The following is a 23,030-nucleotide window of genomic DNA, read 5'->3' as shown; positions in this document are numbered from 1 at the left end:
TGTCATCCACCAGAAAAAATATTATTTTATAATGTGAAAAGACCATGTACCAAAGCCTTTTCAAATTGCCATGTGAAAAAGCGGCGGAAAATGAACTGTTTACCTGCCAAAGTTCATACGCGTTCAGGTTGTTCTCTAACGTAGCCTTATACAACACATGAGCAAAAGCAAGGTTAGAATTCTGAAGTCTTGCCCCGAAGCTTTTGATACAGCTTCTGTATGGAATCCGGACTCATATAACGTTTTCCGGCAGACAGACATTCATCCGCTTGCATACGCGGTTCAGAAAAGCTAAAGAACATAAAAGAATGCATCACCATTTGACTTATCGCCTTTTTTTAAGTATAATAAGCACGATTATTTCAAATAAATCTTTGTACGAAAGAGGCATAATTATGGTGAAATCCGATAACCGTTTAAGAACAAAGCCAATGCGTATAGCTGCGATCCAGTTCAGTCAGCGACCTGAGGATACTATGAAAATACCGGCAATACTTGAAGGAGGGAAATTCAATGTCGAACAGCTTTTGCATATAGTCGGCGACGGTGTTTACGGTCTGTATGAAAAGTCAAAATATTACGATGCGCTGAAAGCTTATGTTGCCGAGTCATCAAAACGTGGCATTGATATAATACTATATTCAAACGCTCATATGATAAGTGTCGATACTTTCAATAATCATCAGGACTGGGCGCAAAGAGACAGCGACGGAAAACATGTCATGGCTTATGATACATATGTGTTCGCCTGTGTAAACAGCCCGTGGCGCGACAGCTTCTTTGAAAATACAAGAGACGCGCTTGAGCATGATATTAAAGGAATTTTCATCGATGGTCCTGTTGTTGTCGGCAACGGATGCAATTGCGATATATGTAAAAAGCTTTTTGCTGAGCAGTTCGGTCATTCGCTGGACAGTGCTAATCCGACAGAGATACGCGAATTCAAAACATGGTCGGTCGCGAAATTTATGAAGGATACAAGAGAAGTAATAACAAAAAGCGGCAGGGATGTTGTTTTATATGCGAACAGCGTCGGTCTTTCAGCTAATACGACCGGTTGTGATTTAGACGGTATTTTCCCGTATGTTGATCTGATAGGCTCAGAAGGCGGATTTATCTTTTACGGTAACCCGAATTATACCTCGATTTGGAGAGGCGCCGAATGTACAAAATACCTCGAGTCCAAATCATATGGAAAACCGTATGTTGTATTTGATGCCGGCAACCATCAGCCGTGGGCAAGACATATGCACACAGAAGCCGAAACCACTCTCCTTTACTCTGACGTTATAGCAAACGGAGGCAATGTCTGGTACGGAATCCATGGCCTTATTGATAACTTCAATACCACTGCCGGAAAAACAGCATTTAATATAAACCGGTTTCTCGCAGAGAATGAGAGCTATTTTGAAAATACGAAAAGATATGCTGATGTTGCCCTTGTCTGGTCACGGGATACTATAAACTGTTATGCCGGTCAGATTGCCGAATCGGATTTTGTACAAAAAGAAATAGACGTGGATGTAAGCGATATCGGTTCATTCCAAAGCGAATTCTTCGGTATTTCTGATATGTTATTCAGAAATCATACCCAATTTGCCATCATTGATGAAACAAATATACTGAACGGTGATCTTTCAAAATATAAAACGATTATATTGCCAAATACCATCTGCCTCGACGATAAAGCTATCGAAACAATTAAGCAGTATGTCGAAAACGGCGGTAATCTTATTGCCACGCTTGCAAGCGGTATGTGCGATCACACAGGAAAAAACCGTCCATCTTCACCGTTTAACAAGCTGTTTGGCATAAAGAACATGAAAGAGATAGTTTCATACAAAGCAGGCTGCGGATATATGACTTTTGAAGGCGAAAAGCCCTTTGCGGAAAATGCTTCGGATAAGATCATAGCCGGATTTTCCGACAAAGTTATAAAATGCAGCTTTGATGACAAGGTCGAAATACTCGCTTCTTCATACGGTCCGATGGAAGGCAGATATGCCGAATTCGTTGAAGAAAAATATCCGTCTGTTATAGTCACTTCATACGGAAAAGGCAAAACCGCTTATATTGCCGGAGGAATCGGGCAGACTTATGCAGATTACGGCATTCTTGACATGAAATATATCATCGAAAGCTTGGTCAGCCGTTTTACAAAAAGCGATATTATTGTCAAAAATGCATACCCGACAGTTGAAGTCGAAATGAGGACACAGGATGATAAGGAAAGAAAACTTATTCACCTTGTAAATATGACAGGATTTATGCAAAGACCTATAGAAAGTTTTATTGAGTGCAAGAATATTGAGATATCATTAAAAGTACCAAAATCCGTTAAGTCCGTAAAAGCACTCTATCATAAATGTACAATACCTTTTACCGAGGAAAACGGCGTTGTCAAATTCCTAGTCAATCTATACGATTATGAGCTTATAACAGTTGAAATGTAAAGCAGAAAAGCTTAACGGGCAGATTCTCTAAATATAACACAAAACAGCCACAGAGTAATATACCGATGAAGAATATCCGTAATAAAAGAGTTAGCACTGATTACGGTTTTCTTTATTGATTTAATTTCTATAAAATAAGTTCAAGCAACCGCAAGTTCGATATGGGCTTGCGGTTGTTTTTAACGCGTTCGGCATAGGCAACAATTTAATGATGATAGATCGCTATTCGAAAGCAACATAGAAACCGAGAAGTTCAAGCAAACGCGTTATTACGATAAAAGACTTGCACAAGCCGGATACTTTTGTATATCCGTAAAGTACAAGTCCTTGTATCTATGCGATTGAACCGCCATGCCTGAATGCTATGCGGTGTTGTGAGAGGCCGGCCGCTCAACTGATGGGTGGCTTCTTAAACCATAAGATTACAGCAAGAATAATATTAAATACATTATTATTAAGGTGCAAGGTTTTCAGCCATTAAGCGTAAAAACCTTGCACTCGACTCCCAACCAATTTATAAACAGGTAGCAATCAATGATACTGCAGGTTTTGGCTGGTTTTCAACTACCAAAACTTCAGTAGACAATATATACTAATAAGCTTTTATCTTAATTTATCTATCCTTCGATATAGCTCATATATGTGTCTATAGTGTTTTGAATCGCCTTTTCGGTGGCATCCTTTTGCTTGTCATATTGCGAAGAGAACTGTACATTGTTCGGCATCTCAGCAACATGCCATGCGAAGAAATAATACCATGTGTTATCAACCCATGTATTTATAAAATACGGATCGAAAACGCGGCTTCCGATGATGATGTCAAGCATTTTTACGGAATCCTCGTCACGCATACTCTGATTTTTAGCGACAACGTCGTAATAAGCGACGCGAAGCGTATCAAGCGATTTTCTCGTCATCATTTCAACCATGAAGCTCGTGAGCTCTGGATTCTCAACATTGTTCGGTATTCCGACCAATGAACCAGTCATACCGGAGCTGACCGGAGTGACATAGTTTTCCTGAGTATCCTCATATTTCGGAAGCGGGAGAATTCCGAAATCGTCTTCCATTGCACGGTATGTCGGAAGCGCCGCAAGAATGGTACCACAGAAAACAGCGCGGCCGTCTGCTATTATCGGTTTGATTATTGCGGCGGAATTAACAAAGGTACATTCATCTGTATAAAACTCGTTGAGCTTGCTTACAACCTCGCTTGCGCGATCGTTATAAACCGTAAGAGTAATAAGATCCTTATCGTCTTTTCCTACAATAGTTTCACCTGACGCGAAAAACATCGCGTATCCATCATAGTTTTCGCATACATAACCGAACTGGTCAGTTTCAGTGAGCTTTCCGTCGTCATTAAGATCCTTTTGCACACCCTTGCACATGCTCCAGAACTTATCAAGTGTCCATTTGTTGTTATACACCAATTCATACGGATTTTCGAGATTGTTTTCTTCCAGAGCCACTTTATTGAAAAATATGTTGTATGTGCCGCCTATATCACATGTCTGAAGAGCGCCGGTAGTCATGAAAACACGATTTGCAATCGAAAGATCGCGTGTGGCGCATTTATCCCACCAGGGCTTCGAAAGGTCGATGTTTGAAAGAGAAGCAAGATCCAGAAGGCTGCCTTCCTGAGCGAGTGTGGACAAATTGGCTCCGGGGCCTATAAAGAAGTTATACTCATCGCTGCCGCTCTGAATAAATGTACGAGCGTTCGTGATATAATCAGCTCTCGGCACGTCATGATATTCGATAGAAAATTTATATTTATCCTCAAGCCAGTTGTTTCTGGTATCAAGCGCTATGTCGATTGGGTCATCTGAATCTTTGATTATTTCGAAATCATAAAGTTGATCGTCACGGACGAGTATTTTAAGCTTGGCTCCGTCGCAGTCACGGTCAGGCCACTTTTCTTCTTCCGCGGTAGTCACATTGTCGGTTGTGGCTTTTGTACCCGGCTCAGTTTTAACACCTTTGTCTTCGCAGGCGCTAAATAAAACGCCGGAAGAGACGATAACCGACGCCAGAACAATGGAAATTATTTTTTTCATAGTGTTTCCTTTCAGCAAAAAGATGAACTAACGGTTAACTTATAATAACTCAGTTTTAATAAATTGTCAATACATTATTTCGCCGGATTTATATTACTGCCATATCTAATGCTGCAGCGGGACAGCTTAAGATTATATTTACGCTTGGTTTTTCGCTTATGTTTTTATATTAGTTAATTGTTTACAGCTCGGAGAAATTATAATCGCGTGTCATCTCCCGTACTGATTTGAAATACAGGCTTCTGCTATTCAATAACACGAATTATCTTAGCCGCTTCTTTGACACACGATTGCTGCTCAGGCGCAAGCATAGCAATATAGCTATTTAAACAATTATATAGCCGCATTTCGCTTGAATGCATGTCAGAAAGACTGCACTTTGTATATATATCGTATTTTTTGGCAAGAGCTGCAAGCTCGCCCGTGGTCAGTTCTTGAAAAACAGATATCATTTCCGTTTTGGAAAGCTCAGCATCCAGCATAATATCTTCCAAATCGGCGAGTGAATGAATATACTTTTTTATTATTTGATTTTTTTCTTCGGTCGTCTGACAGGCCACAACCTCCTGTAAAACCTTACGATATAATTCATCATCCATTTTTCCGCTGAAAGAACATTTAAATTCCGGTGTATCTTCAGGATATTTTAGAATCAAAAAGGCCTTTTCCGGAACATTCCTTGAAATTGCGTTTTTTATTATGATACTTACTTTTTCCAGACATACATTTAAATAAGCCGCTGTTTTTGGTGATATAGCTAAGGTGGTAATTAATTCTTCCAAAGCTGAATCTAATAAATGTCTGAATTCAATATCTGAACATCCAGACAGCCGTCGGCTAAGGTGTTTCACATCGGAACAACTCAATTTCAGAGTGTATACATCAGAATGGATAAGTATACAACCCAAAGCGGAAATATAAACAGGCTCAAAAATATTTATAAGCAGGTTTTGATATTCATCCTCGTAACCGCATAACAGATGATGAACATTATCTGCCTGAAAATGATTACAAAAATCGTTTTCATAATATAGATATTCTAAATATTCCCTGATAAATTCTATCCCCATTGTACAGTTTACAGGTTTGCAAGTAGAATAATCCGCGGTAATATTGATTTCATGCGCAAAATAATCAGGTCGGTATAATTTGAAAAAGCCATTAATACTGTCAACAATTGATGCATGGTAAAATACATTAGGAGTTTCGAATAAATTGCTAGTAATTCGGGAATGAATCAGCTTTGATATATGAATCTTTCTTTCTATCTGCTTTTGACCTTTTTGGTACAGCACCTCTAATTTTTCATCACGTAAAGCCTGCGCGGCTTCGTCAGCGGAGGAATATGTTTTAAGACATAAGCCGATTGTAAACATAACAGAGGTCAAAATGTTTTGCGCGGTTTCTATCCTTATGGAGCTGCTGTTCCCGTTATTATACCGTTCAGTTAATTTTGCAAGGAAAGCAAAACAATCGAACTGTATTTTTTCAATTTCTTTATCCGAAAATAAGCCCACTATATATGCCTGTTCAATGACAGACTGAAAATATTGCTCATCATTCAATTTTAATTTATCAATGCGGTCAGTTCTTTCAATATTCGTCATCTGCATCATCCTCCTCATCAATTGAATTTTCCGAGTCATCCGAAAGCTCTCCGAATCGCAAATTTCGAGCTAATCGATTCAATTCACGTCCTGACAATAATTCCAGAGAGCCTTGACACACCCCATCATATGCTTTCTTCATATACTTGATCAACTCGTCGTCACTGATTAAATCTATAGTTTCATTTTTATAATAATAAAATATATCAATTAAATCATGCAGCGTCTGTTCATAATTAACGGACGATATAAACGGTGAATCACAAAATTCATATATGAGTTTATCTATTACACCGCCGCCAAATTCTATTCTGCCATTCTCCTTCAAAGCAAGCGAACGTGTTTCAACTAAAGCAAGTGCTTGTTGTTCAGTTAACTCAAGCCCAAATTGAGAGCTGACAGCATTTTGCTTTAATATTTCATTTGCGGCCTGCCTTTGTATTAGAGAACTATCATTGAAAAATGTTAACTCAAAGCTCATTTCGTATACCTCGCATAGAAAGTGTAAATATCTGTACTGCTTGTTTAACGACATTTTCTTTCAACTCTGATTCATTGAAAATCAATCCTCTGCCCGAAATATAGTTCGAAATTTCTCCGATAATATAACAGTGTGTATTGTGTAAAACTTGATCGATATTCTTCATATCAGGAGTGGTTCCGGATATATTCCCCCAAATTTCTGAAATATATTGATTTAAAACGGTACGGGCTTTTTGAACAGCGTCAGCATTTTCGGCAGGCCGTTCATCACCGATATATTCAAGCCAAGCAAGACGGAACCAACCTTTATTGTCTAAATAAACATCCAAAATGGTTTGAAAAAATTGATGCAGCTTCATTTCATCAGTATTCGCAGTCAGAAGATTTTTTCTCATTATTTCCATCGTTCTATCCTGCAAAGCAGTATGTGCTGCCCATAAAACATCTTTAAACGAAGGAAAGTAATTATAGATATTTGTATGAGCACAATCCAAAGTGCGAGCAATTTCCCTTAAATTCAGTTTTTCAAAGCTCGATTTGTCCATCATCAATTCAAGTGTTGTATTGATAATCTGCTCTCGTGATATATTCTTCTTCATCCAGCGTCTCCTTGTTACCGTCGGTAATTACCGACGGTAATTCAATTATACGCATTATTCGAGCTTTGTCAATACAACACAGAAAAAAGAAACCTCATTCCGCAAAGCTGTAAGCATTGTACGGAATGAGGTACAGTCGCCGTTTATATTTATATTAAAATACTGTTATTTTGATCATATCCGGATTGTAAACGTATTCTGACGTCTCGGAAATTTCAAGCCGAAGCCTGTATCTGTCCGTTGTCCTTTCGCCAATATTGAAACGATTTCTGCTTTGCTTTGTACCTGAAGGACGGACTGTTTCAAATGAATCGCCTATATATCTGTCAAGCGCGAATGTAACTGGCGTTTCTTCTGATGTTGAAACGCAAAGCGTATAGCGGCTTTTATTTAATTTGTGATGCTTCACGGAAAAATAATATTCCATACAGATAAAACTGTCTCCTTGTATGTAGTAAGTATAGCGGTACGGCGCCGTGAGCACAATATCCCCCCTGATACTGTCATTCTGCGGCGCCTGCCGTTATTGAAACCATCATATCAGAAATCCTATCACGATACCGATACAGGCGGCTGCGCTTGCAATTAATCCAAACGAAACAACTGCCGGAAAAGCCGATATATTCTTAACACTTCCAAGATATTTACCCCGGACGCTGAGAATATTCAGCTCACTGTCGAGCTGTCCGATCAACATGCCGTATCTGTCCATAACCGGAGAACAACCGCTTTTTTTCCTGACGTAGCCCGGGTTATCCTGGACGTCGACATAACCCCACAGTACACCGTTGAGGTCATATATCCTGCCCCGGTAAAATGAACCGATCACACATCCGTTTTTATCGCATATCCTTCTTCTGATAATTCCGAGTCTGGGCAGCATCATGCTGATGCGGGTGCCCGTGAGCTTGTTTAAGTATTGAGCCATTCAGTATGTCCCACCCATCAAATATTTCCGCTTGATCTTGTACAAGCAGACAAGTTCAGATCGCTTTTCCGCGCATATGAGTCAGTGGTAATTGAACAGATATGCACGAAATGCATATACATCAAAGCATCAGCGGTGGCAAACGCTCATGCGCAGATATACAGCATTTGTATTATACTCCCGTGGCAGGGGAGAAAACACCAATAAAAAAGCAGGTTTGATATAAACCCGCTGCGAAAACTCCGGTAAGCTCCGGAATAAGCGCAACTGGCTGGCATCCCGGAAATACCGGATTAGCCCCTTAAGCTTTGCGTCGCCGGCTTTCGCCGGGTTTGCCGAAATATATATTTGTGATTAGAGTAAATATTCTGAAAAAACAAACAAGCTCTGTTGCCACGCAAAGCTTGTCCGATTGTAACTGGCTGGCATCCCGGAAATACCGGATTAGCCCCTCAAGCTTTGCGTCGCCGGCTTTCACCGGGTTTGCCGAAATATTTGATGAGATTGAAAGGTATTCAGCGTCGATTTCACTCTACAAAGTTATTCTATCATGACATGCGTGACAAATTCGTGCCGTTCATGCCATATTATTAAATAAATATTGTAAAATTTGAATATTTCTGGATAAATTGTCAATTTTATATCAAATAATGCCTAATTATCTGCTGATTTTTGCTTTTCTGCGATAGATATTAGACCTGCCAGGGTAAATTCTCCCCAGCTGTAATTCGTCATATATTCTCCCGTAAATGATTTTACAGCATCCGCGTCGCCATTCAGAAAACGATAATAATCGCAATCAAACATGTCACGATCAAGGCATCTGCCATCCTTTGTTCTCAGAAGGATATCTTCAATTCCGGAGGATTTCAGGTTTTCCTTAAGCCGTTGAATGACCTTGCGATACAGACTCTGTGAAGAAGAATCATATTGTTTATCTTCCCATAAATATGAAAATGCTTCCTCCGATGTCAGTATGCCGCCTTTTCTGTCCACGAGAAGCGCAAGCAGCTCCTTTGCTTTTGCGCTTGAAAATGGTACGGGCTTTCCATCGATAAATACATCAAAATTTCCGAAGGTGCGGAAAAAAATTCGTTTCCTGGATCCTTTGTGCAGAAGCTTCATTCTTTTCAAAACAAAACGTACATCATCCGCGGAAAAAGGCTTCAGCATGTAATAATCAGCACGCAACCTCAGCGCCTCTGATAAGTAATCATCAGAGTCTGCAATAAATAATATTATCGAATCCGGATTTTTACTTCTGGATTCTTTTGCGAAAGCAAGGCCTTCGGTATTTACATCGGTGATCACAAAGTCAATCAAAGAGAGCGATTCATTTTCAATACAGTCGTACCCGGAACACATATCAGATATATCAAAACCGCCCAGGCGTGTACATTCAGAAGCAAAAAGCTTTGAATCGGAGGTATCATGTGTTATTATAACAGTTTTAATGTGTCTCACTCCTCTTAAATCCGGGTATACATGTAATCAATTATATATTTTACATTCTTTTTCTTAATTTTGCAATATGTCACGCGAATATATCAGCCGGCTTTTTAATATATTGTATAAAAATAGCATATAAATTAATCTGCGAATTTGAATCGCATTATAAACATATGCAGAGCGGAGGAATCTTTGATGAGCATCTATGCGGACATTGCCCAGAGGACCGGAGGCGCAATATATATAGGCGTAGTCGGCCCAGTCAGAACAGGCAAATCAACATTCATAAAAAAATTCATGGAACGAGTCGTGCTCCCGAACATCGATAATGCGGAGGTAAGAAACCGCGCAAACGATGAGATGCCGCAAAGCGCGTCCGGTAAAACCGTCATGACAACCGAACCGAAATTCGTTCCGGAAACACCGGTATCAATCATGCCCGAGGACGGCACCGAAATGGCTGTAAAGCTGATCGACTGTGTCGGATATATTGTGCCCGGAGCTGCCGGCCTCACGGAGAACGACAAGCCGAGGATGGTCATGACACCATGGAGCGAACAGGCGCTTCCGTTTGAACGCGCCGCGGAACTCGGTACACAAAAGGTCATTGCCGATCATTCCACTGTGGCTGTCGCGATGACCACCGACGGCAGCATATGCGAAATACCGCGAGAAAATTATGTCGCGGCAGAAAAACGCATTGTTTCCGAGCTTGTTTCGGCCGGAAAGCCGTTCGTCCTCGTGGTTAACAGCACTCATCCCGACAACGCGGAAACGCGCGAGCTTGCAGAACGACTGAGCGTGGAATACTCCTGCCCCGTTAAAGCCGCCAACTGCTTTACGATAAGCGAAGACGAAATCAAGGAAATATTATCAATGATCCTCACACAATTCCCGCCGCGTGAGATCATCGTGAGGCTTCCGTCATGGCTGTGCATTCTCACCTCAGACAACGAGCTTAAACGCTCGACCGAAACCTCGATATTCGATTCGGCAAGAGCCGTATATAAAAACGGAGACGCGGAAAAGCTGTTTGACGCTCTTGCTGACGGCAGCGTCATAAAATCGGTAAACCGCGTAGAATTTCTTCCCGGGCTGGGGAAAACAACATTTGAGCTGATTTTCGACGAGGATGTATTTTACAAGGCGCTTGGAAAAGAATGCGGAATAGAAATCAATGGTGAAGAAGAGCTGTTTGAGGTTATGGCGGAGCTTGCGAACGCAAAACATAAATATGACCGTGTAGCAGTTGCGCTCAATGAAGTTGAACGATCAGGATACGGAATAGTTATGCCTTCAATGAATGACCTCAGGCTTGAAGAACCGGAAATTGTTAAACAATCAAACGGATACGGAATCAAGCTGCGCGCTTCCGCTCCGTCAGTGCATATGATAAAGGCAAATATTGAAGCCGAGGTATCCCCGATTGTCGGAAGCGAGCGTCAGTCAGAGGATATGGTCAAATTCCTTCTTGAGGGCTTTGAAGCAAATCCGAAAACACTTTGGGAATCGAATATGTTCGGCAAAACGCTTCATGAGCTGATGAACGAAAGTCTCAATTCCAAGCTTGCACATATGCCGCAGGATGCGCGCATGAAGCTTGGAGAAACGCTCACTAAAATAATAAACGAAGGCAGCAACGGCCTGATCTGCATTATTCTCTGATTTTGTAATTGATACCAAGTAAAAAGCTCCCGCTGAAAGAAAATAAATTCTTTCAGCGGGCTTTTTATGTGATCCATGTATGTAACGGTGATCTGATAAAATTATAGCCATTGAATAAATGCCGTTTTATCTTCGGAATTATATCCTGCCTTCCTATAAAAATTTAATGTACTTTCTTTCTTGCTCCCGGTCAGCAACATTATTTTATAACAATTATTAATTTTAGCGATATCTCTTGCAAAATCAAGTATTTGCGTTGCATATCCTTTGTTTCTGCATTTCTCATCGGTGACAACATTTTCAATTAATGCATATGGCCGCTGTTGATGTGTTAAATTTGGGATTATAACCAGAACACATGAAGATATTATATCATCATCTATCTTACCCACGATTACATAATGATTTCGATCTGATAATATATCATTCCATAATCCTATCAGTTTATCATTAACCTCCGGAACAGGATTGTCATGTAATTGCTTATATAACTTGAGCAGGCCGGATAAGTCATTTATATCCGCTTTTTGTATATTCATTTCTTTCACGATGATTTTCTCCTGATTTCCTGTTACATTTTATTCAATATTGTTATATAAAGCTTATTCTTCAACATGGAGAATTAATAACTATATAATATCCTTTATGGGACAGCATGATTTTATATGCTCCATAACTTGCTGGATAATAATTTCAACTTTGTTACAGCTGTCAATATAAAACTCATTGTCAACAAGCTTAATATTCATTTTATTATAATGATCATAAATTTCTTTGATATTCTTAAAATACTGATTTGGCATGGGATTCATTAATCGCTTTTCCAATCTTGCAAGCCATTCATTTTTATCGGTGCAATCGCATAAAAATGAAACTACTTTATGCTTGCGTGAATATATCATCTTTTCGTAATACACATATTTTAAGAACCTCACTTATTCTTGAGGAAATTAAGGTTTTCCGGTTGCCGATTTGCCTCTGAAAATTATTAAACAGACATAGATATTTCTCCTGTCTATAGAAAATCAGCTTAAAAATAAACTGTTTTATCATGTTTAAGAAAGCGGTTGATGAAATCCGCCGTATTCTGCCGATTACATATCTTCAATAATTCTAATCGTATCAGTAATAAGCTGTTTTATTTCAATTTCATATAAAGGTCGGTGGGAAAAAACATACCATAATTCCATAATGCTATTGGCAAAGACTGCACGCTCTTGATTTATTTCGCAATAAGCATCAGTTATTTTTTGCTTGCCTCTGATATATTGATGATGTAAGCATAAATAAAAATGCATTGCCGAAAAAGCAGTTCCGAAAATCCCTCTGATGAAATATTTATCAATTTTAATATTTGATAAATCCTGCTGTACAATATGCTTGATTTGTGCAATGGCCTGTTCAGAGGATTTTCTTATATCATTTTCTGTAGGCTCAATAATATCCTTTCTTATATCTTTTCCATACAATAATTTTGCATTTTCTTGAAAAGTATAATATTCCGATCCGGCTCCCAACCAAGAAACGCCTGATTTTATTTCTTTGTACGTAGTAAAAGCAACAGTAACACCATCCGGGCACCAGCTAAGTAATTCCTGAATTTTTTTATATGCCAAGGATTGAACGGCAGTATTTATAGTATTATTTTCTTCGCTATCTTTTGTTACAACATAAATATCTATATCGCTTACGCCGACTACATAATCTCCGCGTGATACACTTCCTCCGACATAAACTGCGATAATATTATTTGCGACATTTATATTGTCTATCATTTCAGTTAAATCATTGACAAAGTCCATGTAAATATCCATATTATACCTTGACTCATATGTGAAATTTATTTTCGAGTTTAAGAATATAAGTTATTTATATCCGTTCTTCCATTACTAATTATATCTGTATTGGGCTTTTATGTCAATCCGACGTTATAGTAAATTATGATTGAACATTTTTGTCATAAATGATATAATTGTTAATATCATTGAAAGCAAGAAAAACCAATACATAGGAGAAATCAAAATATGACATACCGCTTCCTATCACGCGCAGCTTTGACATTTCTTTGCGCCTCGTTAATCATTTCGCTGTTTTCCTGCTCCGGCGCAAAAACCGTGAAAATTCGAGCACAATCATACTTGGTTGAGGCGTCCACAGCTATATTTGCCGCTCCTTCCGGTACGGAGAACTGGATTCAAGCGGAATCCACAGCGGATAAAAACGAAAAATTCGTATGGACATTCGTATTCACAACAGACAAGCCGGCAAAAAGCTATGACATTAAGCTTGTATATACCGACGGATCTTTTAATATCGTTAAAGATATAACGCCTAAGGGAAACGAGATCGTTTCTTTGTCATAACAATTTCAATAAAACAGGTAAAATGCAAATTGATATAATTTTAGCATTAAAACATAAAAACCGCCAGTGCTGCAGCAGAGTTTTTAATTTTGCTGCAGCATTTTTTTATACCAAATATTTAACAGAATAAGAATCTTTTATGTCAAGTTTTCGGCAGGATATTCGAAATCGCAGGTATTAAACGCTTTGCAAGAAGCGCCGCGATAAAACAAAGGACAATATCTCCGGGAATAACAAGAATGAAGCAATGTAAGACCAAAGCCCACAGCCCTATTCCGGTTCCTACATAATAGGTGTTTATCACCCAGACATAAATCATCCCGATTATATAAACAACCGCTAATCCGGCGAAATTTGCAGCGAGCAAACGTTTATACGACGGGGAAGGAGCTTTATATGCTATAACGCCGGTTATATATGCACCTATGCAGAACCCGATCAAATAGCCAAAGGTGGGCTGAAACACATATCCGATTCCCCCTCCCTGCGTAAAAACAGGCAGACCCAAAAGCCCTATCGCTACATACGCAAGCTGACTGACGGCTCCGAGCCTCGGACCTAATAATAGTCCGGCCATCATAACAAAAAATGTCTGAAGTGTAATCGGTATGGCCGGGATCGGGATACGGATGAAAGCTCCGACCGCCGTAAGCGCCGCAAACAGAGCGCAAAAGATAATCTTAAGAATTTTGTTTTTATATTGTGTTGATTTCATTTTCAAATTGCCTTCATAAAATATGAAATATCATTAATATGGTAAAATGCTTATTTCTCCGCTTGAAAGAGAGGCAGTCGTACCATCCTCATACCGCACCAATAAATGACAGTCGTCGTCGATATCAAGAGCATGAGCGCGCCGATATGCGTTTTCGCCGGATCCAACGACGGTTATTTCCCTGCCGAGTATGAAAAGGCGCTTTCTATATTCGAAAAGAAAGCTTCTCTCTTCCAGGTTGTCGCAGTAAGGCATAAAACAATTGAGTATCTCTGCCGCAAGACGGTTGCGGATATCATTCGGATGCCCTGAAGCACCGAATACAGACGAGGCAATCGAGGACAATTCATCAGGAAATCCGCTTTCAGGCATGGTTATATTTACACCAATACCTACGACAGCAAAATCTAATCCTCCGCTTTCCAGTGACATAGAGGCCTCGGTCAGTATTCCGCAGATTTTTTTGCCGTCCATCCAGATATCGTTGACCCATTTAATCTGTGTTTCGCGACCGGATAGCTGTTCGACTGCTCCCGCAACGGCAACGGCGGCCGCTGTTGTCAGTAGAGATGACACCGAAACAGGGATTTTAGGACGCAGCAGAATGCTAATATATACACCGGTTCCGCCAGGAGAAAAAAAGCTCCTTCCCTTTCGTCCGCGCCCGGCGGTCTGTTCCTCCGCGACAATAACCTTGCCATCGGGCTCTCCCGAAAGAGCAAGCTTTTTTGCCTCGTCATTTGTCGATCCGATTGTTTTATACACCTCGATACGCAGATGTGACGCACGGTCATCAAGATATTTTTTAATTCCAGACGCCGACACCATGTCTGTATCAGGCGGTAAATAATAACCTTTGTTTGTCACCCCATCTATGGCATATCCTTCTGCTTGAAGCGATTTGATTGCTTTCCATACAGCGCTGCGAGTTACGCTTATCTTACTCGCGATTTCCTCTCCCGACAAATATTTCCCTCTGTTTTGTTCGAGCAGAGTAAGAATATCTTCCTTTACCGACATTGTTTTCACCTCTCATTTCGGAATTATATCATTCATCGATCAATTTGTCAACTTATTTTTACTTCTGGTTCACAATAAGCATTTTATTTTGTACTAAAACCTGCAGAGCAGCTTTCTAAAAGAAAAGCCTCCGCGAAGAGCTTTTCACGGAGGGCGGAATTTACGTTCTTAATTTAATTTGCTTACCACATTTATAATATTATCGTTTATCACAATGTCGGCGCTGCTGTCATAAGCGGTTTTTGATTTGTTTATCAGAATCAAAGAGCTGCCGTTAAAGTATTTAATAAAGGAAGCGGCGGGATAAACGACCAGCGACGTACCCACAACTATCATCATATCGGCACCTGAAATTATTTTCAACGCCTTTTCTATAACATTCTCATTAAGCTGCTCCTCATAAAGCACAACATCGGGCTTTATGTTAGAGCCGCATACATCGCATTTCGGGACACCGTCTGAATTAACAATATAATCGAGATCATAATATTTTCCGCATTTCATACAGAAATTGCGGTGTACACTGCCATGCAGCTCGGCAACCTCCGTGCTTCCGGCAGCCTGATGAAGACCGTCGATATTCTGTGTAATGACACCGACGTTTTTCCCTTCTTTTTCGAGTCTGGAAAAATAATAATGCGCCGCGTTCGGAAGCGCGGAGGGATAAAGCATTTTCCCTTTATAAAACTCATAAAAAAGCTCCGGATCCGACATAAAGAATGTATGTGAAATTATGCGTTCAGGTAAAAGGCTCCCATGCGACTTATTATACAATCCGTCCGCCGATCTGAAATCAGGTATTCCGGACGGGCAGCTTATTCCCGCGCCAGTAAAAACACAAATATTTTTGGCTTTTTCAATTTTCTCTTTTAGTTTCAATATATCGTCAATCATTTATATAACCTTTCCTTTCTGCCCTGCTTCCGAAAACTCGAGTATTCAAACCGCTCTATGCTTTCGGCATATTATAATGTCTACTAAAGTTTTGGCAGTTGAAAAGCCAGCCAAAACACTCCAAAATATTGATTTTGGAGTTCAGTATCCATTGATTTCCTAAATTGGTCGGTAGTCGACCAATTTAGATGTGCAATCCTTGTTTACATCATTTCTTTACTGTCGTATGTGTTTTATGTTTGTTCAGCAGACATTATTATAACACAATCATGATAATTCGACAAAAAATATTATACCGAATATGGCTTTAGCCTCGGTATTTTTCTGTTTATAATTTGCAATATTTTCAACATGCATTAATTCTTAAAAGCTTTTTATGGTTTTTTACCACTATGAAGCTATATTTAATAAAATTAAATTGCAATAGTATTTATATAATGCCTGCTGAAGTTTCGGCAGTTGAAAAGCCAGCCAAAACCCGCAGTATCCTTTGAATTGCCTAAATTGGTCGGGAGTCGACCAATTTAGGCAATCATTGCTTTCATCATGTCTTAACTGTTGTATGTTTTTTATGTTTGTTCGGCAGACATTACATAAAAGAAAGCAATATATTGTATAATGGTAAATATTATGATACAATCCAGTATGGGATAAAGTATTATTTATGATGTTGCGGATCATTCTAAAAAAAAATTTTTAAATATTTTTTATTTTTTGACACCTATACGCCTGTTTTTTACGTATATATATACGAAGGCGTATAAAAGGAGAAGTATGCTGATTTACCTTTACATGATAGACACGCCCGAGGATAAGGAGAAATTCAAATGTCTGTATATGACTTACCGAAAAAAGATGATCGTAATTGCTGATAATATTCTGCATGATACATATGAAGCCGAAGACGCGGTGCAGGACGCCTTTTTCTCAATTGCGCGCAATATCATCCGTATAAACGAGGTGGATTCATCGCAGACAATAGGTTATATTATGGTCATGGCAAAAAACGCAGCATATGACATACTAAGGAAGCAAAAAAAGATTTATACTGAGCCGGCGAACAACGATATGGCAGATAATGAGCTTGACAATGCATTGAATCAGTTATGCTCTAAAGAAACTTATGAACAAATTGTCGAGATAATTCGCGGCTTGGACGATGTATATCGTTCCGTGCTTTATCTGCATTTTGTCGAACAATGCACGGCTCCGGAGATTGCCAGAATACTCGGACGCAAGCTTTCAACTGTTAAAACACAGCTTATAAGAGGCAAAAAAATTCTTATTGAAATAATCCGAAAGGAACTTGGAATTAAATGAATACAGCAGAATTTACTTTGAAAAACGCTTTTATAGAAGCTGAAAGAAGAGATTATGAAACTCTACCGCCTGAAAATGAAATAAACTGGATTCCCTCACCACGGTTTCTGAAAAAGATAAACGCGCTTATAAAGGCGCAGCAGCATTCATACTGGAAGTATGTAAATACAATAGGTAAAAAAATCGCATTAATAGCAATTACGACAGCGATTATTCTCGGGTCGGCTATGAGCGTCAAAGCGATACGCGAACCCGTTATTGAGTTTATAATGGAGATTTTTGAGAAGTATACTGGTATATCTATTTCAAAAGATGATTCAAATAATACTCTACCTGAGACAATTAAAACAAAATATACATTTTCATATATTCCGGATGGATTCAATCTTGTACAAACGGAGGAAAATGAATTTATAAGAATTACTGTATATCGAAACCCGGAAGGTGATGAATTTGAATTTTGTCAAAGCATAATGGCTAACTATAACAATATTATAGATACAGAAAATGCGCCATACAAAAATATAAATGTGGGTAAATATGAAGCTATATATCATGCAAATAACAATTTGCAAACCATCGTATGGCATAATGAAGAATACGCATTTTCATTAATTTGTCCTGCTTCGATGAAATTTGAAGAGCTTATTTCGCTTGCAGAAAGCGTATCTCCGGTAAAATAAAAAATATTTTCATTTTTTCAAAAATATTTTTCAAAAGTTGACACCTATCGACCTGTTTTTTACGTATATATAAATGAGAACTCATAAAATTCTCAAATTTTATTTTCGGAGGACATGTTTATGAAACTCAAAAGAAAAATCGGATTCCTTTTAATGGTGGTCACTTTGCTCTTATGCACAATTACCCCGGTATTTGCCGCCGGAGCTGATTGTACGGCAGTATCATCTCCTATTTGCATGTTGGCAAATGTCAGCGATGCTATTACTGTATTTCTAATTGTCGATACCAACAATGCGGTGGTAAATGCTTATTATTGTGGATATCCGGGAATCACAACTAATGGCACTATCGAAATTAAACTACAGAAAAAGTTCTTATTCTGGTGGACTGATGTAAACAACGGGCAACCCAACAATACCTGGACTGATACTTTTACCGGATATGACGGATCTGTCTCACATTCGCTCCGTTTGTCTCAAACCGGCGAATACCGCGCCTTGGTTACATATACGGTATACGGCTCCGGCGGAGAAACGGATGTTATCCCGGTCACAATGTATGATACATATTAAAGATATCAGAAGATTACTGATGCATAATTTCACTTTTTAAAAACGTATTCCTGGCAAAATAAAATATTCTCCATTTTTAGAAGATATTTTGGAAGTTCTGACACCTATCGACTCCTTTTTTACGTATATATAATTGAGAATAAGTATAAAAAACTGTACTGATCTCAATTAACTCCAATATTTACGTAAAAAGGGAGCGATGATGAGGTTTCAGGCGAATTAAGTATAACCGTATTATTATACGAGCAAGGGAGAACCAAACAAATATTTTTTCGCTTTATATGAGCGCATTTCAAATAAAATAGAAATATTTCCATTTTTAGAAAATATTTTGTAAATATTTGACACCTATCGACTCGTTTTTTACGTATATATAATTGAGAACAAGTATAAGAAATTGTATTGATCTTAATTACCTCCAATATTTACGTAAAAATGGAGCGATGCCAATGTGTGTATCATAGTGAAAAAGTTTCCGGCAAGTATATCCCTTGCTCGTATAATAATACGGTTATACGAAAGAAACAAGAAAGAAATCAAAATTAAGGAGTATTACAATGAAAAAAATCGGGTTTTTTTAATGGTATTGGTTTTATTTTTTTCACTTACTTTTTCAGTTATTGCAGTTGGAAATATATCCAGTTCCACAACTCTCGCAAAGCATTCTTATACGCCCGGAGAATTAGCAGGCGAATTCAACTCAGAAAGAAGTTTAAATAAAATAACGGAAGGTGTTCACGTTTCTTTAGCCACAAGGTCAACTACCTCTTATTATATTACATATCTGTCGAATGGTGATATGTTAACAAATCTCAGTTATTCTTTGGATTATTCAAGATTTGTGTTAACCAATCATAACATTGCAAACAATTTAAGAAGATGGAATTTTATATTAGTTACAGGTAGTGATAACAAATATTTAATTCAATCTGTAAATAACACCAATCTCTATTTAACCGCTAATCCTACAACTCGCGTTGTTTCATTGAATAGTCTGAATAATTCAGGCGTAGACAGTAATCAACATTGGCAGATGTATATTGGTGGTCCTAATGGGAATGGTTTGATGTCAGCTTCAACAAACACCAATATTACAGGGTATAAATTAAGTGGGTTAAATACGTTAGTCAATACAAATTCGTATTCGTCAATTGGATTTATTGATTGTAGTTGGTTTGTTCCTGCTACATTAGCGAATTTAAGTGCAGAACCTTTAGCTGTAAATCAAAGTCGATATATGTACCCAATAGTGACACCAAGTAATGCGAATTGTGTTGGTTCTAATTATTGGAATCATTCATCAAATGATCATGAAATATTTACCGTAAATAATAATCTTATTACAGGCGTAAATGGTGGTACAGCTACATACACAATAACTCATAAAGTAACTGGAATTATTGCGTCGTGTACCATAAATGTTTATAACACTATGTATACAACCTCAATAAATTCAAACCAAGTTACATTTTCCACTTTGGTATCATCGACACCGATATGGCCTGACAGGACTGCTGCGATTGATGACTCTGTTAGACTATTCGATAAATGGCCGGCATTTCAAGAATCAAAATATTACTTCAGTTGGTCAACAGCAAATGAGTTTAAAACAAATGAGATTAACGCCACCTTGGCTGCTTCCGAAGCATTGGCAAGACCGGGGCTAAATACTGTGTTCTATACGACCAGTGAGATAGGCCATGGCATATCTGAAAGTACAGACTGGGGGAGATCTATAGGATCATATACAACAGGTATTAAGTGTACTGTTTCTGTCACCGGTACTAATACTTATAACGCTACGATCATTTATTCATTACATGATTATTACGATTGGAATCCTTTAATGACCAGCATGGGTAATTTACCGGTTTCGCCAAAAGATATGTGGGAGCTTCATCACGGTGGACTAGGGAAAAATTATGAGATATCTGGCACAAACACGATTACAATAACATGGTCAAAAGGGCAGCGATTAGGGACAGGTGCAAATAAAATCAGTGACATATAAGTAAAAGCAACGTGAGGAATAGTGGAATGAGTCTATTCCTCACGTGTTATTCGTATCAAGGAGGTGTGATTGTGAAAAAGATAATGATAACAATATTGATTATTGTTTTACTTGTTGTTTCCTATTCCCTAATAAGTTATATGACATTAGTAAACGAAGTGAATAAAGCGCCAATTATTTATAATTTATCAGATAATCAAAAAAATAAAATTATAAAAGAACTGCAATTAAATATATTTCTACCTGATAACACAGAAATTGTTTCTTTACAATTGTTTTCTGATACAAGAAATCCGTCTGCATTAATTGTAATAAAAACGGACAATTATAATTTTGACAACTTAGAGTTTAAAAGTATTAATGAAGATTGGACGAATGGAAATAAGGAGATAGCACTAACGCCGAATTCCAGATATCCCTTTATTATAGTTAACGGAGAGCATATTTGGCCGGTTAAAGCTACAGAATATGATCAAATAAATTCGACTATCTTGTATTTATATCCTAAGATCGACAACAGTTCATTTATATGTATATATACATCAAGATATGTTGGAAATTATTTTGATATTGTAAAAGAAGCAATAGCTAAAAACAATGCCTTTTATTTTCTTTGGAAATAATTATTATATATATTTATCAATTATAATTTTGTTGTGAATCTATTTAAGAAGGTATCCTACAGTGCCCCGGCATAAAAAGATACCAACATTGAGGAACAGCAAGTACCGCTAATGAACTCAGATTCCCATTTCGCCCGGATGAGTAATAACTCTTTTGGGAATATATTTAATTGTATTTATAATATCATTGATGACATGCAATAAATATGGTAATAACCGGGAGTATATTGATGATTTGTATATTTCAGTTTTATAGTAATATGATAATTGCATAATATTACCATTGATTAATGCAGCTTTGTGAATTATAAGCAATTACATTACAAAGCTGCTTAACCATTAAAGGAGCTATCATGAAAACAAAAACCTTAACTAAAATCACATCGCTTTTAATTCTCTCCCTTCTTCTCTTTTCCTGTACTCCCCAAACGCCGTATCTTTCCGAAGAAGAAAGCAAAACCGGATCACAAAATACATCCGGTAAATTTGAGTATTATGACAATGGCGACACAAGTAAAGGGGTAAAAGGAAATTTCTCTCCTATAGGTGTTGTCGATGATAATTTCTTATACACCACACTAAACACAGTATATAGCGGGAATTGTATGAGATACGATATAAGAACAGGAACTATAAAGAATGCCTGTGCAGATCCTGTCTGCACACATGACTCAGAAAAATGTCCGCTTTATTGGATAGGAGGCTCAATAAAATTTGCGAGTAATGGAATAATCGGAATTGGAAAGACGGAAGGTTTTGGATTGCAATCAGTAACGAATTATTGCACATATAATACAATAAATAACAAATTGTGTCAAATATACAATGCAAGCGTCGGATCTAGTATGTACGAATCCGATGATTATTATTATTTTGCAGATAAATTATTAAAAAAAGGAGGGGACTACAATAACAAAGAAGATTATAAGAATAATCTGATCCGTGTAAGAAAAAGGGATTTGCAATCAATTAATCTCGGCGAGTGTAATGACATTGTTGCTTTTGCTGATAAAGATAAGATATTCTTTTATACAAGCACAAACAGAATATATTATACAGATATTGATATGAAAAATGAAGTCGAATTGGTGCCGCCAAGTACGGTGTCAATAGGCCAGATGAGTTTATACGGTGACGATCTGTATTATTCTGCCACTATGCGAGATGAAAATGGTGTTTATTATGGCTCAACATTAAATAAGATAAATATAATAACAAAATATAATTCTCTTATTGCCGAAAAGCTCAGTGAATACACTTTAACAAGTAATTACATTTATTATGAACCATATACAAACGAGGAAACCGGAGCATTTCGTATTGATGAAGAAACGGTGGAAAAAATACCAGTCATAATTCATTTGACCGGCGAAATATTCAGATGCGACCATAATGGAGATGAAAAGATACTAATTTATAGTAATAATGATAATTATTTGGGGCATATGCTTATAGAAGGTAATTATATATTTGCCTGGACATATATTATCGACAGAAAAAACGAAAAGTTTACTGATAAAATATTGGATATTGCTTGCCTTGATATACACAATAAAGAATGGTGGTATATAAAAGAATAAGGAG

General features: G+C 37.9%; 22 protein-coding genes and 2 riboswitches. Of the genes, 9 read left to right on the top strand and 13 right to left on the bottom strand.

The features are described 5' to 3' along the window. Window positions 1-395: 395 nt before the first annotated feature. Window positions 396-2,453, top strand: a complete 2,058-nt coding sequence (locus VB118_02280; protein ID MEA4831430.1) for a beta-galactosidase trimerization domain-containing protein — start codon at window positions 396-398, stop codon at window positions 2,451-2,453. Window positions 2,454-3,070: 617 nt separating this feature from the next. On the opposite strand, the gene VB118_02275 is transcribed toward VB118_02280, so the two are convergent. The 7 genes from VB118_02275 to VB118_02245 form a co-directional block, all read right to left on the bottom strand. Beyond that, on the bottom strand, window positions 3,071-4,513 hold the full coding sequence (locus VB118_02275; GenBank protein ID MEA4831429.1) for a hypothetical protein: 1,443 nt from the start codon (window positions 4,511-4,513) through the stop codon (window positions 3,071-3,073). A 245-nt stretch (window positions 4,514-4,758) separates the two neighbouring features. After that, window positions 4,759-6,120 carry a DUF6179 domain-containing protein gene (locus VB118_02270; protein MEA4831428.1) on the bottom strand — a complete coding sequence of 454 codons (1,362 nt, stop codon included), beginning with the start codon at window positions 6,118-6,120 and terminating at the stop codon, window positions 4,759-4,761. Further along, window positions 6,107-6,601, bottom strand: a complete 495-nt coding sequence (locus VB118_02265; GenBank protein ID MEA4831427.1) for a DUF6323 family protein — start codon at window positions 6,599-6,601, stop codon at window positions 6,107-6,109. The genes VB118_02270 and VB118_02265 overlap by 14 nt, the downstream gene beginning before the upstream one ends. Next, the gene (locus tag VB118_02260) at window positions 6,591-7,202 is read right to left on the bottom strand and encodes a TetR/AcrR family transcriptional regulator (protein MEA4831426.1); all 612 of its coding nucleotides are present in this window, start codon (window positions 7,200-7,202) and stop codon (window positions 6,591-6,593) included. The genes VB118_02265 and VB118_02260 overlap by 11 nt, the downstream gene beginning before the upstream one ends. 154 nt (window positions 7,203-7,356) lie before the next feature. Continuing rightward, window positions 7,357-7,629 (bottom strand): hypothetical protein, encoded by a 273-nt coding sequence (locus tag VB118_02255; protein MEA4831425.1) that lies wholly within the window; start codon window positions 7,627-7,629, stop codon window positions 7,357-7,359. A gap of 108 nt (window positions 7,630-7,737) precedes the next feature. After that, the gene (locus VB118_02250; GenBank protein ID MEA4831424.1) at window positions 7,738-8,130 is read right to left on the bottom strand and encodes a hypothetical protein; all 393 of its coding nucleotides are present in this window, start codon (window positions 8,128-8,130) and stop codon (window positions 7,738-7,740) included. Between the two features lie 259 nt (window positions 8,131-8,389). After that, window positions 8,390-8,477: riboswitch (cyclic di-GMP riboswitch) on the bottom strand. 63 nt (window positions 8,478-8,540) lie between these two features. After that, window positions 8,541-8,628: riboswitch (cyclic di-GMP riboswitch) on the bottom strand. A 156-nt stretch (window positions 8,629-8,784) separates the two neighbouring features. Further along, entirely contained in the window at window positions 8,785-9,594 is an 810-nt protein-coding gene (locus VB118_02245) for a two-component system response regulator (GenBank protein ID MEA4831423.1), read from the bottom strand. A 180-nt stretch (window positions 9,595-9,774) separates the two neighbouring features. On the opposite strand from VB118_02245, the gene spoIVA reads away from it, so the two are divergent. After that, window positions 9,775-11,244 (top strand): stage IV sporulation protein A, encoded by a 1,470-nt coding sequence (gene spoIVA, locus VB118_02240; protein ID MEA4831422.1) that lies wholly within the window; start codon window positions 9,775-9,777, stop codon window positions 11,242-11,244. Window positions 11,245-11,345: 101 nt separating this feature from the next. On the opposite strand, the gene VB118_02235 is transcribed toward spoIVA, so the two are convergent. From VB118_02235 to VB118_02225, 3 genes are all read right to left on the bottom strand, one after another. Next, window positions 11,346-11,783 (bottom strand): GNAT family N-acetyltransferase, encoded by a 438-nt coding sequence (locus VB118_02235; protein MEA4831421.1) that lies wholly within the window; start codon window positions 11,781-11,783, stop codon window positions 11,346-11,348. Window positions 11,784-11,873: 90 nt separating this feature from the next. After that, window positions 11,874-12,161 (bottom strand): hypothetical protein, encoded by a 288-nt coding sequence (locus VB118_02230; protein ID MEA4831420.1) that lies wholly within the window; start codon window positions 12,159-12,161, stop codon window positions 11,874-11,876. Between the two features lie 177 nt (window positions 12,162-12,338). Beyond that, complete coding sequence (locus tag VB118_02225; GenBank protein MEA4831419.1) at window positions 12,339-13,058, bottom strand: nucleotidyltransferase domain-containing protein; 720 nt, start codon at window positions 13,056-13,058, stop codon at window positions 12,339-12,341. A 210-nt stretch (window positions 13,059-13,268) separates the two neighbouring features. On the opposite strand from VB118_02225, the gene VB118_02220 reads away from it, so the two are divergent. Continuing rightward, window positions 13,269-13,607: a hypothetical protein gene (locus tag VB118_02220; protein MEA4831418.1), complete on the top strand. Its 339-nt coding sequence runs from the start codon at window positions 13,269-13,271 to the stop codon at window positions 13,605-13,607. Window positions 13,608-13,749: 142 nt separating this feature from the next. Here the strand turns inward: VB118_02220 and VB118_02215 are convergent, their stop codons facing one another. The 3 genes from VB118_02215 to VB118_02205 form a co-directional block, all read right to left on the bottom strand. Then, window positions 13,750-14,322: a biotin transporter BioY gene (locus tag VB118_02215; protein ID MEA4831417.1), complete on the bottom strand. Its 573-nt coding sequence runs from the start codon at window positions 14,320-14,322 to the stop codon at window positions 13,750-13,752. Window positions 14,323-14,355: 33 nt separating this feature from the next. Beyond that, entirely contained in the window at window positions 14,356-15,342 is a 987-nt protein-coding gene (locus tag VB118_02210; protein ID MEA4831416.1) for a biotin--[acetyl-CoA-carboxylase] ligase, read from the bottom strand. A gap of 168 nt (window positions 15,343-15,510) precedes the next feature. Next, entirely contained in the window at window positions 15,511-16,236 is a 726-nt protein-coding gene (locus VB118_02205; GenBank protein ID MEA4831415.1) for an NAD-dependent protein deacylase, read from the bottom strand. Between the two features lie 774 nt (window positions 16,237-17,010). Here VB118_02205 and VB118_02200 point away from each other — a divergent pair. From VB118_02200 to VB118_02175, 6 genes are all read left to right on the top strand, one after another. Then, window positions 17,011-17,556 carry a sigma-70 family RNA polymerase sigma factor gene (locus VB118_02200; GenBank protein MEA4831414.1) on the top strand — a complete coding sequence of 182 codons (546 nt, stop codon included), beginning with the start codon at window positions 17,011-17,013 and terminating at the stop codon, window positions 17,554-17,556. Next, window positions 17,553-18,239, top strand: a complete 687-nt coding sequence (locus VB118_02195; GenBank protein MEA4831413.1) for a DUF4367 domain-containing protein — start codon at window positions 17,553-17,555, stop codon at window positions 18,237-18,239. The genes VB118_02200 and VB118_02195 overlap by 4 nt, the downstream gene beginning before the upstream one ends. A 120-nt stretch (window positions 18,240-18,359) precedes the next feature. Then, a complete protein-coding gene (locus VB118_02190; protein MEA4831412.1) occupies window positions 18,360-18,812 on the top strand; it encodes a hypothetical protein in 453 nt (150 codons plus the stop codon). 463 nt (window positions 18,813-19,275) lie between these two features. Beyond that, entirely contained in the window at window positions 19,276-20,823 is a 1,548-nt protein-coding gene (locus tag VB118_02185; GenBank protein MEA4831411.1) for a hypothetical protein, read from the top strand. A gap of 71 nt (window positions 20,824-20,894) precedes the next feature. Continuing rightward, complete coding sequence (locus VB118_02180) at window positions 20,895-21,446, top strand: hypothetical protein (protein ID MEA4831410.1); 552 nt, start codon at window positions 20,895-20,897, stop codon at window positions 21,444-21,446. A gap of 353 nt (window positions 21,447-21,799) precedes the next feature. Beyond that, the gene (locus tag VB118_02175; GenBank protein ID MEA4831409.1) at window positions 21,800-23,026 is read left to right on the top strand and encodes a hypothetical protein; all 1,227 of its coding nucleotides are present in this window, start codon (window positions 21,800-21,802) and stop codon (window positions 23,024-23,026) included. Window positions 23,027-23,030 lie beyond the last annotated feature (4 nt).

Source organism: Oscillospiraceae bacterium (assembly GCA_034925865.1).
GTDB lineage: Bacteria > Bacillota > Clostridia > Oscillospirales > SIG627 > SIG704.
This window is presented reverse-complemented; position numbering and strand designations above follow the sequence as displayed.

Bases quoted from the DNA above. Each gene is read 5' to 3' on its own strand.
- VB118_02200 (MEA4831414.1), top strand. From the start codon at position 17,011: ATGCTGATTTACCTTTACATGATAGACACGCCCGAGGATAAGGAGAAA.
- VB118_02225 (MEA4831419.1), bottom strand. From the start codon at position 13,058: ATGGATATTTACATGGACTTTGTCAATGATTTAACTGAAATGATAGAC.
- VB118_02220 (MEA4831418.1), top strand. From the start codon at position 13,269: ATGACATACCGCTTCCTATCACGCGCAGCTTTGACATTTCTTTGCGCC.
- VB118_02215 (MEA4831417.1), bottom strand. From the start codon at position 14,322: ATGAAATCAACACAATATAAAAACAAAATTCTTAAGATTATCTTTTGC.
- VB118_02265 (MEA4831427.1), bottom strand. From the start codon at position 6,601: ATGAGCTTTGAGTTAACATTTTTCAATGATAGTTCTCTAATACAAAGG.
- VB118_02205 (MEA4831415.1), bottom strand. From the start codon at position 16,236: ATGATTGACGATATATTGAAACTAAAAGAGAAAATTGAAAAAGCCAAA.
- spoIVA (MEA4831422.1), top strand. From the start codon at position 9,775: ATGAGCATCTATGCGGACATTGCCCAGAGGACCGGAGGCGCAATATAT.
- VB118_02270 (MEA4831428.1), bottom strand. From the start codon at position 6,120: ATGACGAATATTGAAAGAACTGACCGCATTGATAAATTAAAATTGAAT.
- VB118_02190 (MEA4831412.1), top strand. From the start codon at position 18,360: ATGAAACTCAAAAGAAAAATCGGATTCCTTTTAATGGTGGTCACTTTG.
- VB118_02275 (MEA4831429.1), bottom strand. From the start codon at position 4,513: ATGAAAAAAATAATTTCCATTGTTCTGGCGTCGGTTATCGTCTCTTCC.
- VB118_02235 (MEA4831421.1), bottom strand. From the start codon at position 11,783: ATGAATATACAAAAAGCGGATATAAATGACTTATCCGGCCTGCTCAAG.
- VB118_02260 (MEA4831426.1), bottom strand. From the start codon at position 7,202: ATGAAGAAGAATATATCACGAGAGCAGATTATCAATACAACACTTGAA.
- VB118_02195 (MEA4831413.1), top strand. From the start codon at position 17,553: ATGAATACAGCAGAATTTACTTTGAAAAACGCTTTTATAGAAGCTGAA.
- VB118_02210 (MEA4831416.1), bottom strand. From the start codon at position 15,342: ATGTCGGTAAAGGAAGATATTCTTACTCTGCTCGAACAAAACAGAGGG.
- VB118_02280 (MEA4831430.1), top strand. From the start codon at position 396: ATGGTGAAATCCGATAACCGTTTAAGAACAAAGCCAATGCGTATAGCT.
- VB118_02250 (MEA4831424.1), bottom strand. From the start codon at position 8,130: ATGGCTCAATACTTAAACAAGCTCACGGGCACCCGCATCAGCATGATG.
- VB118_02175 (MEA4831409.1), top strand. From the start codon at position 21,800: ATGAAAACAAAAACCTTAACTAAAATCACATCGCTTTTAATTCTCTCC.
- VB118_02255 (MEA4831425.1), bottom strand. From the start codon at position 7,629: ATGGAATATTATTTTTCCGTGAAGCATCACAAATTAAATAAAAGCCGC.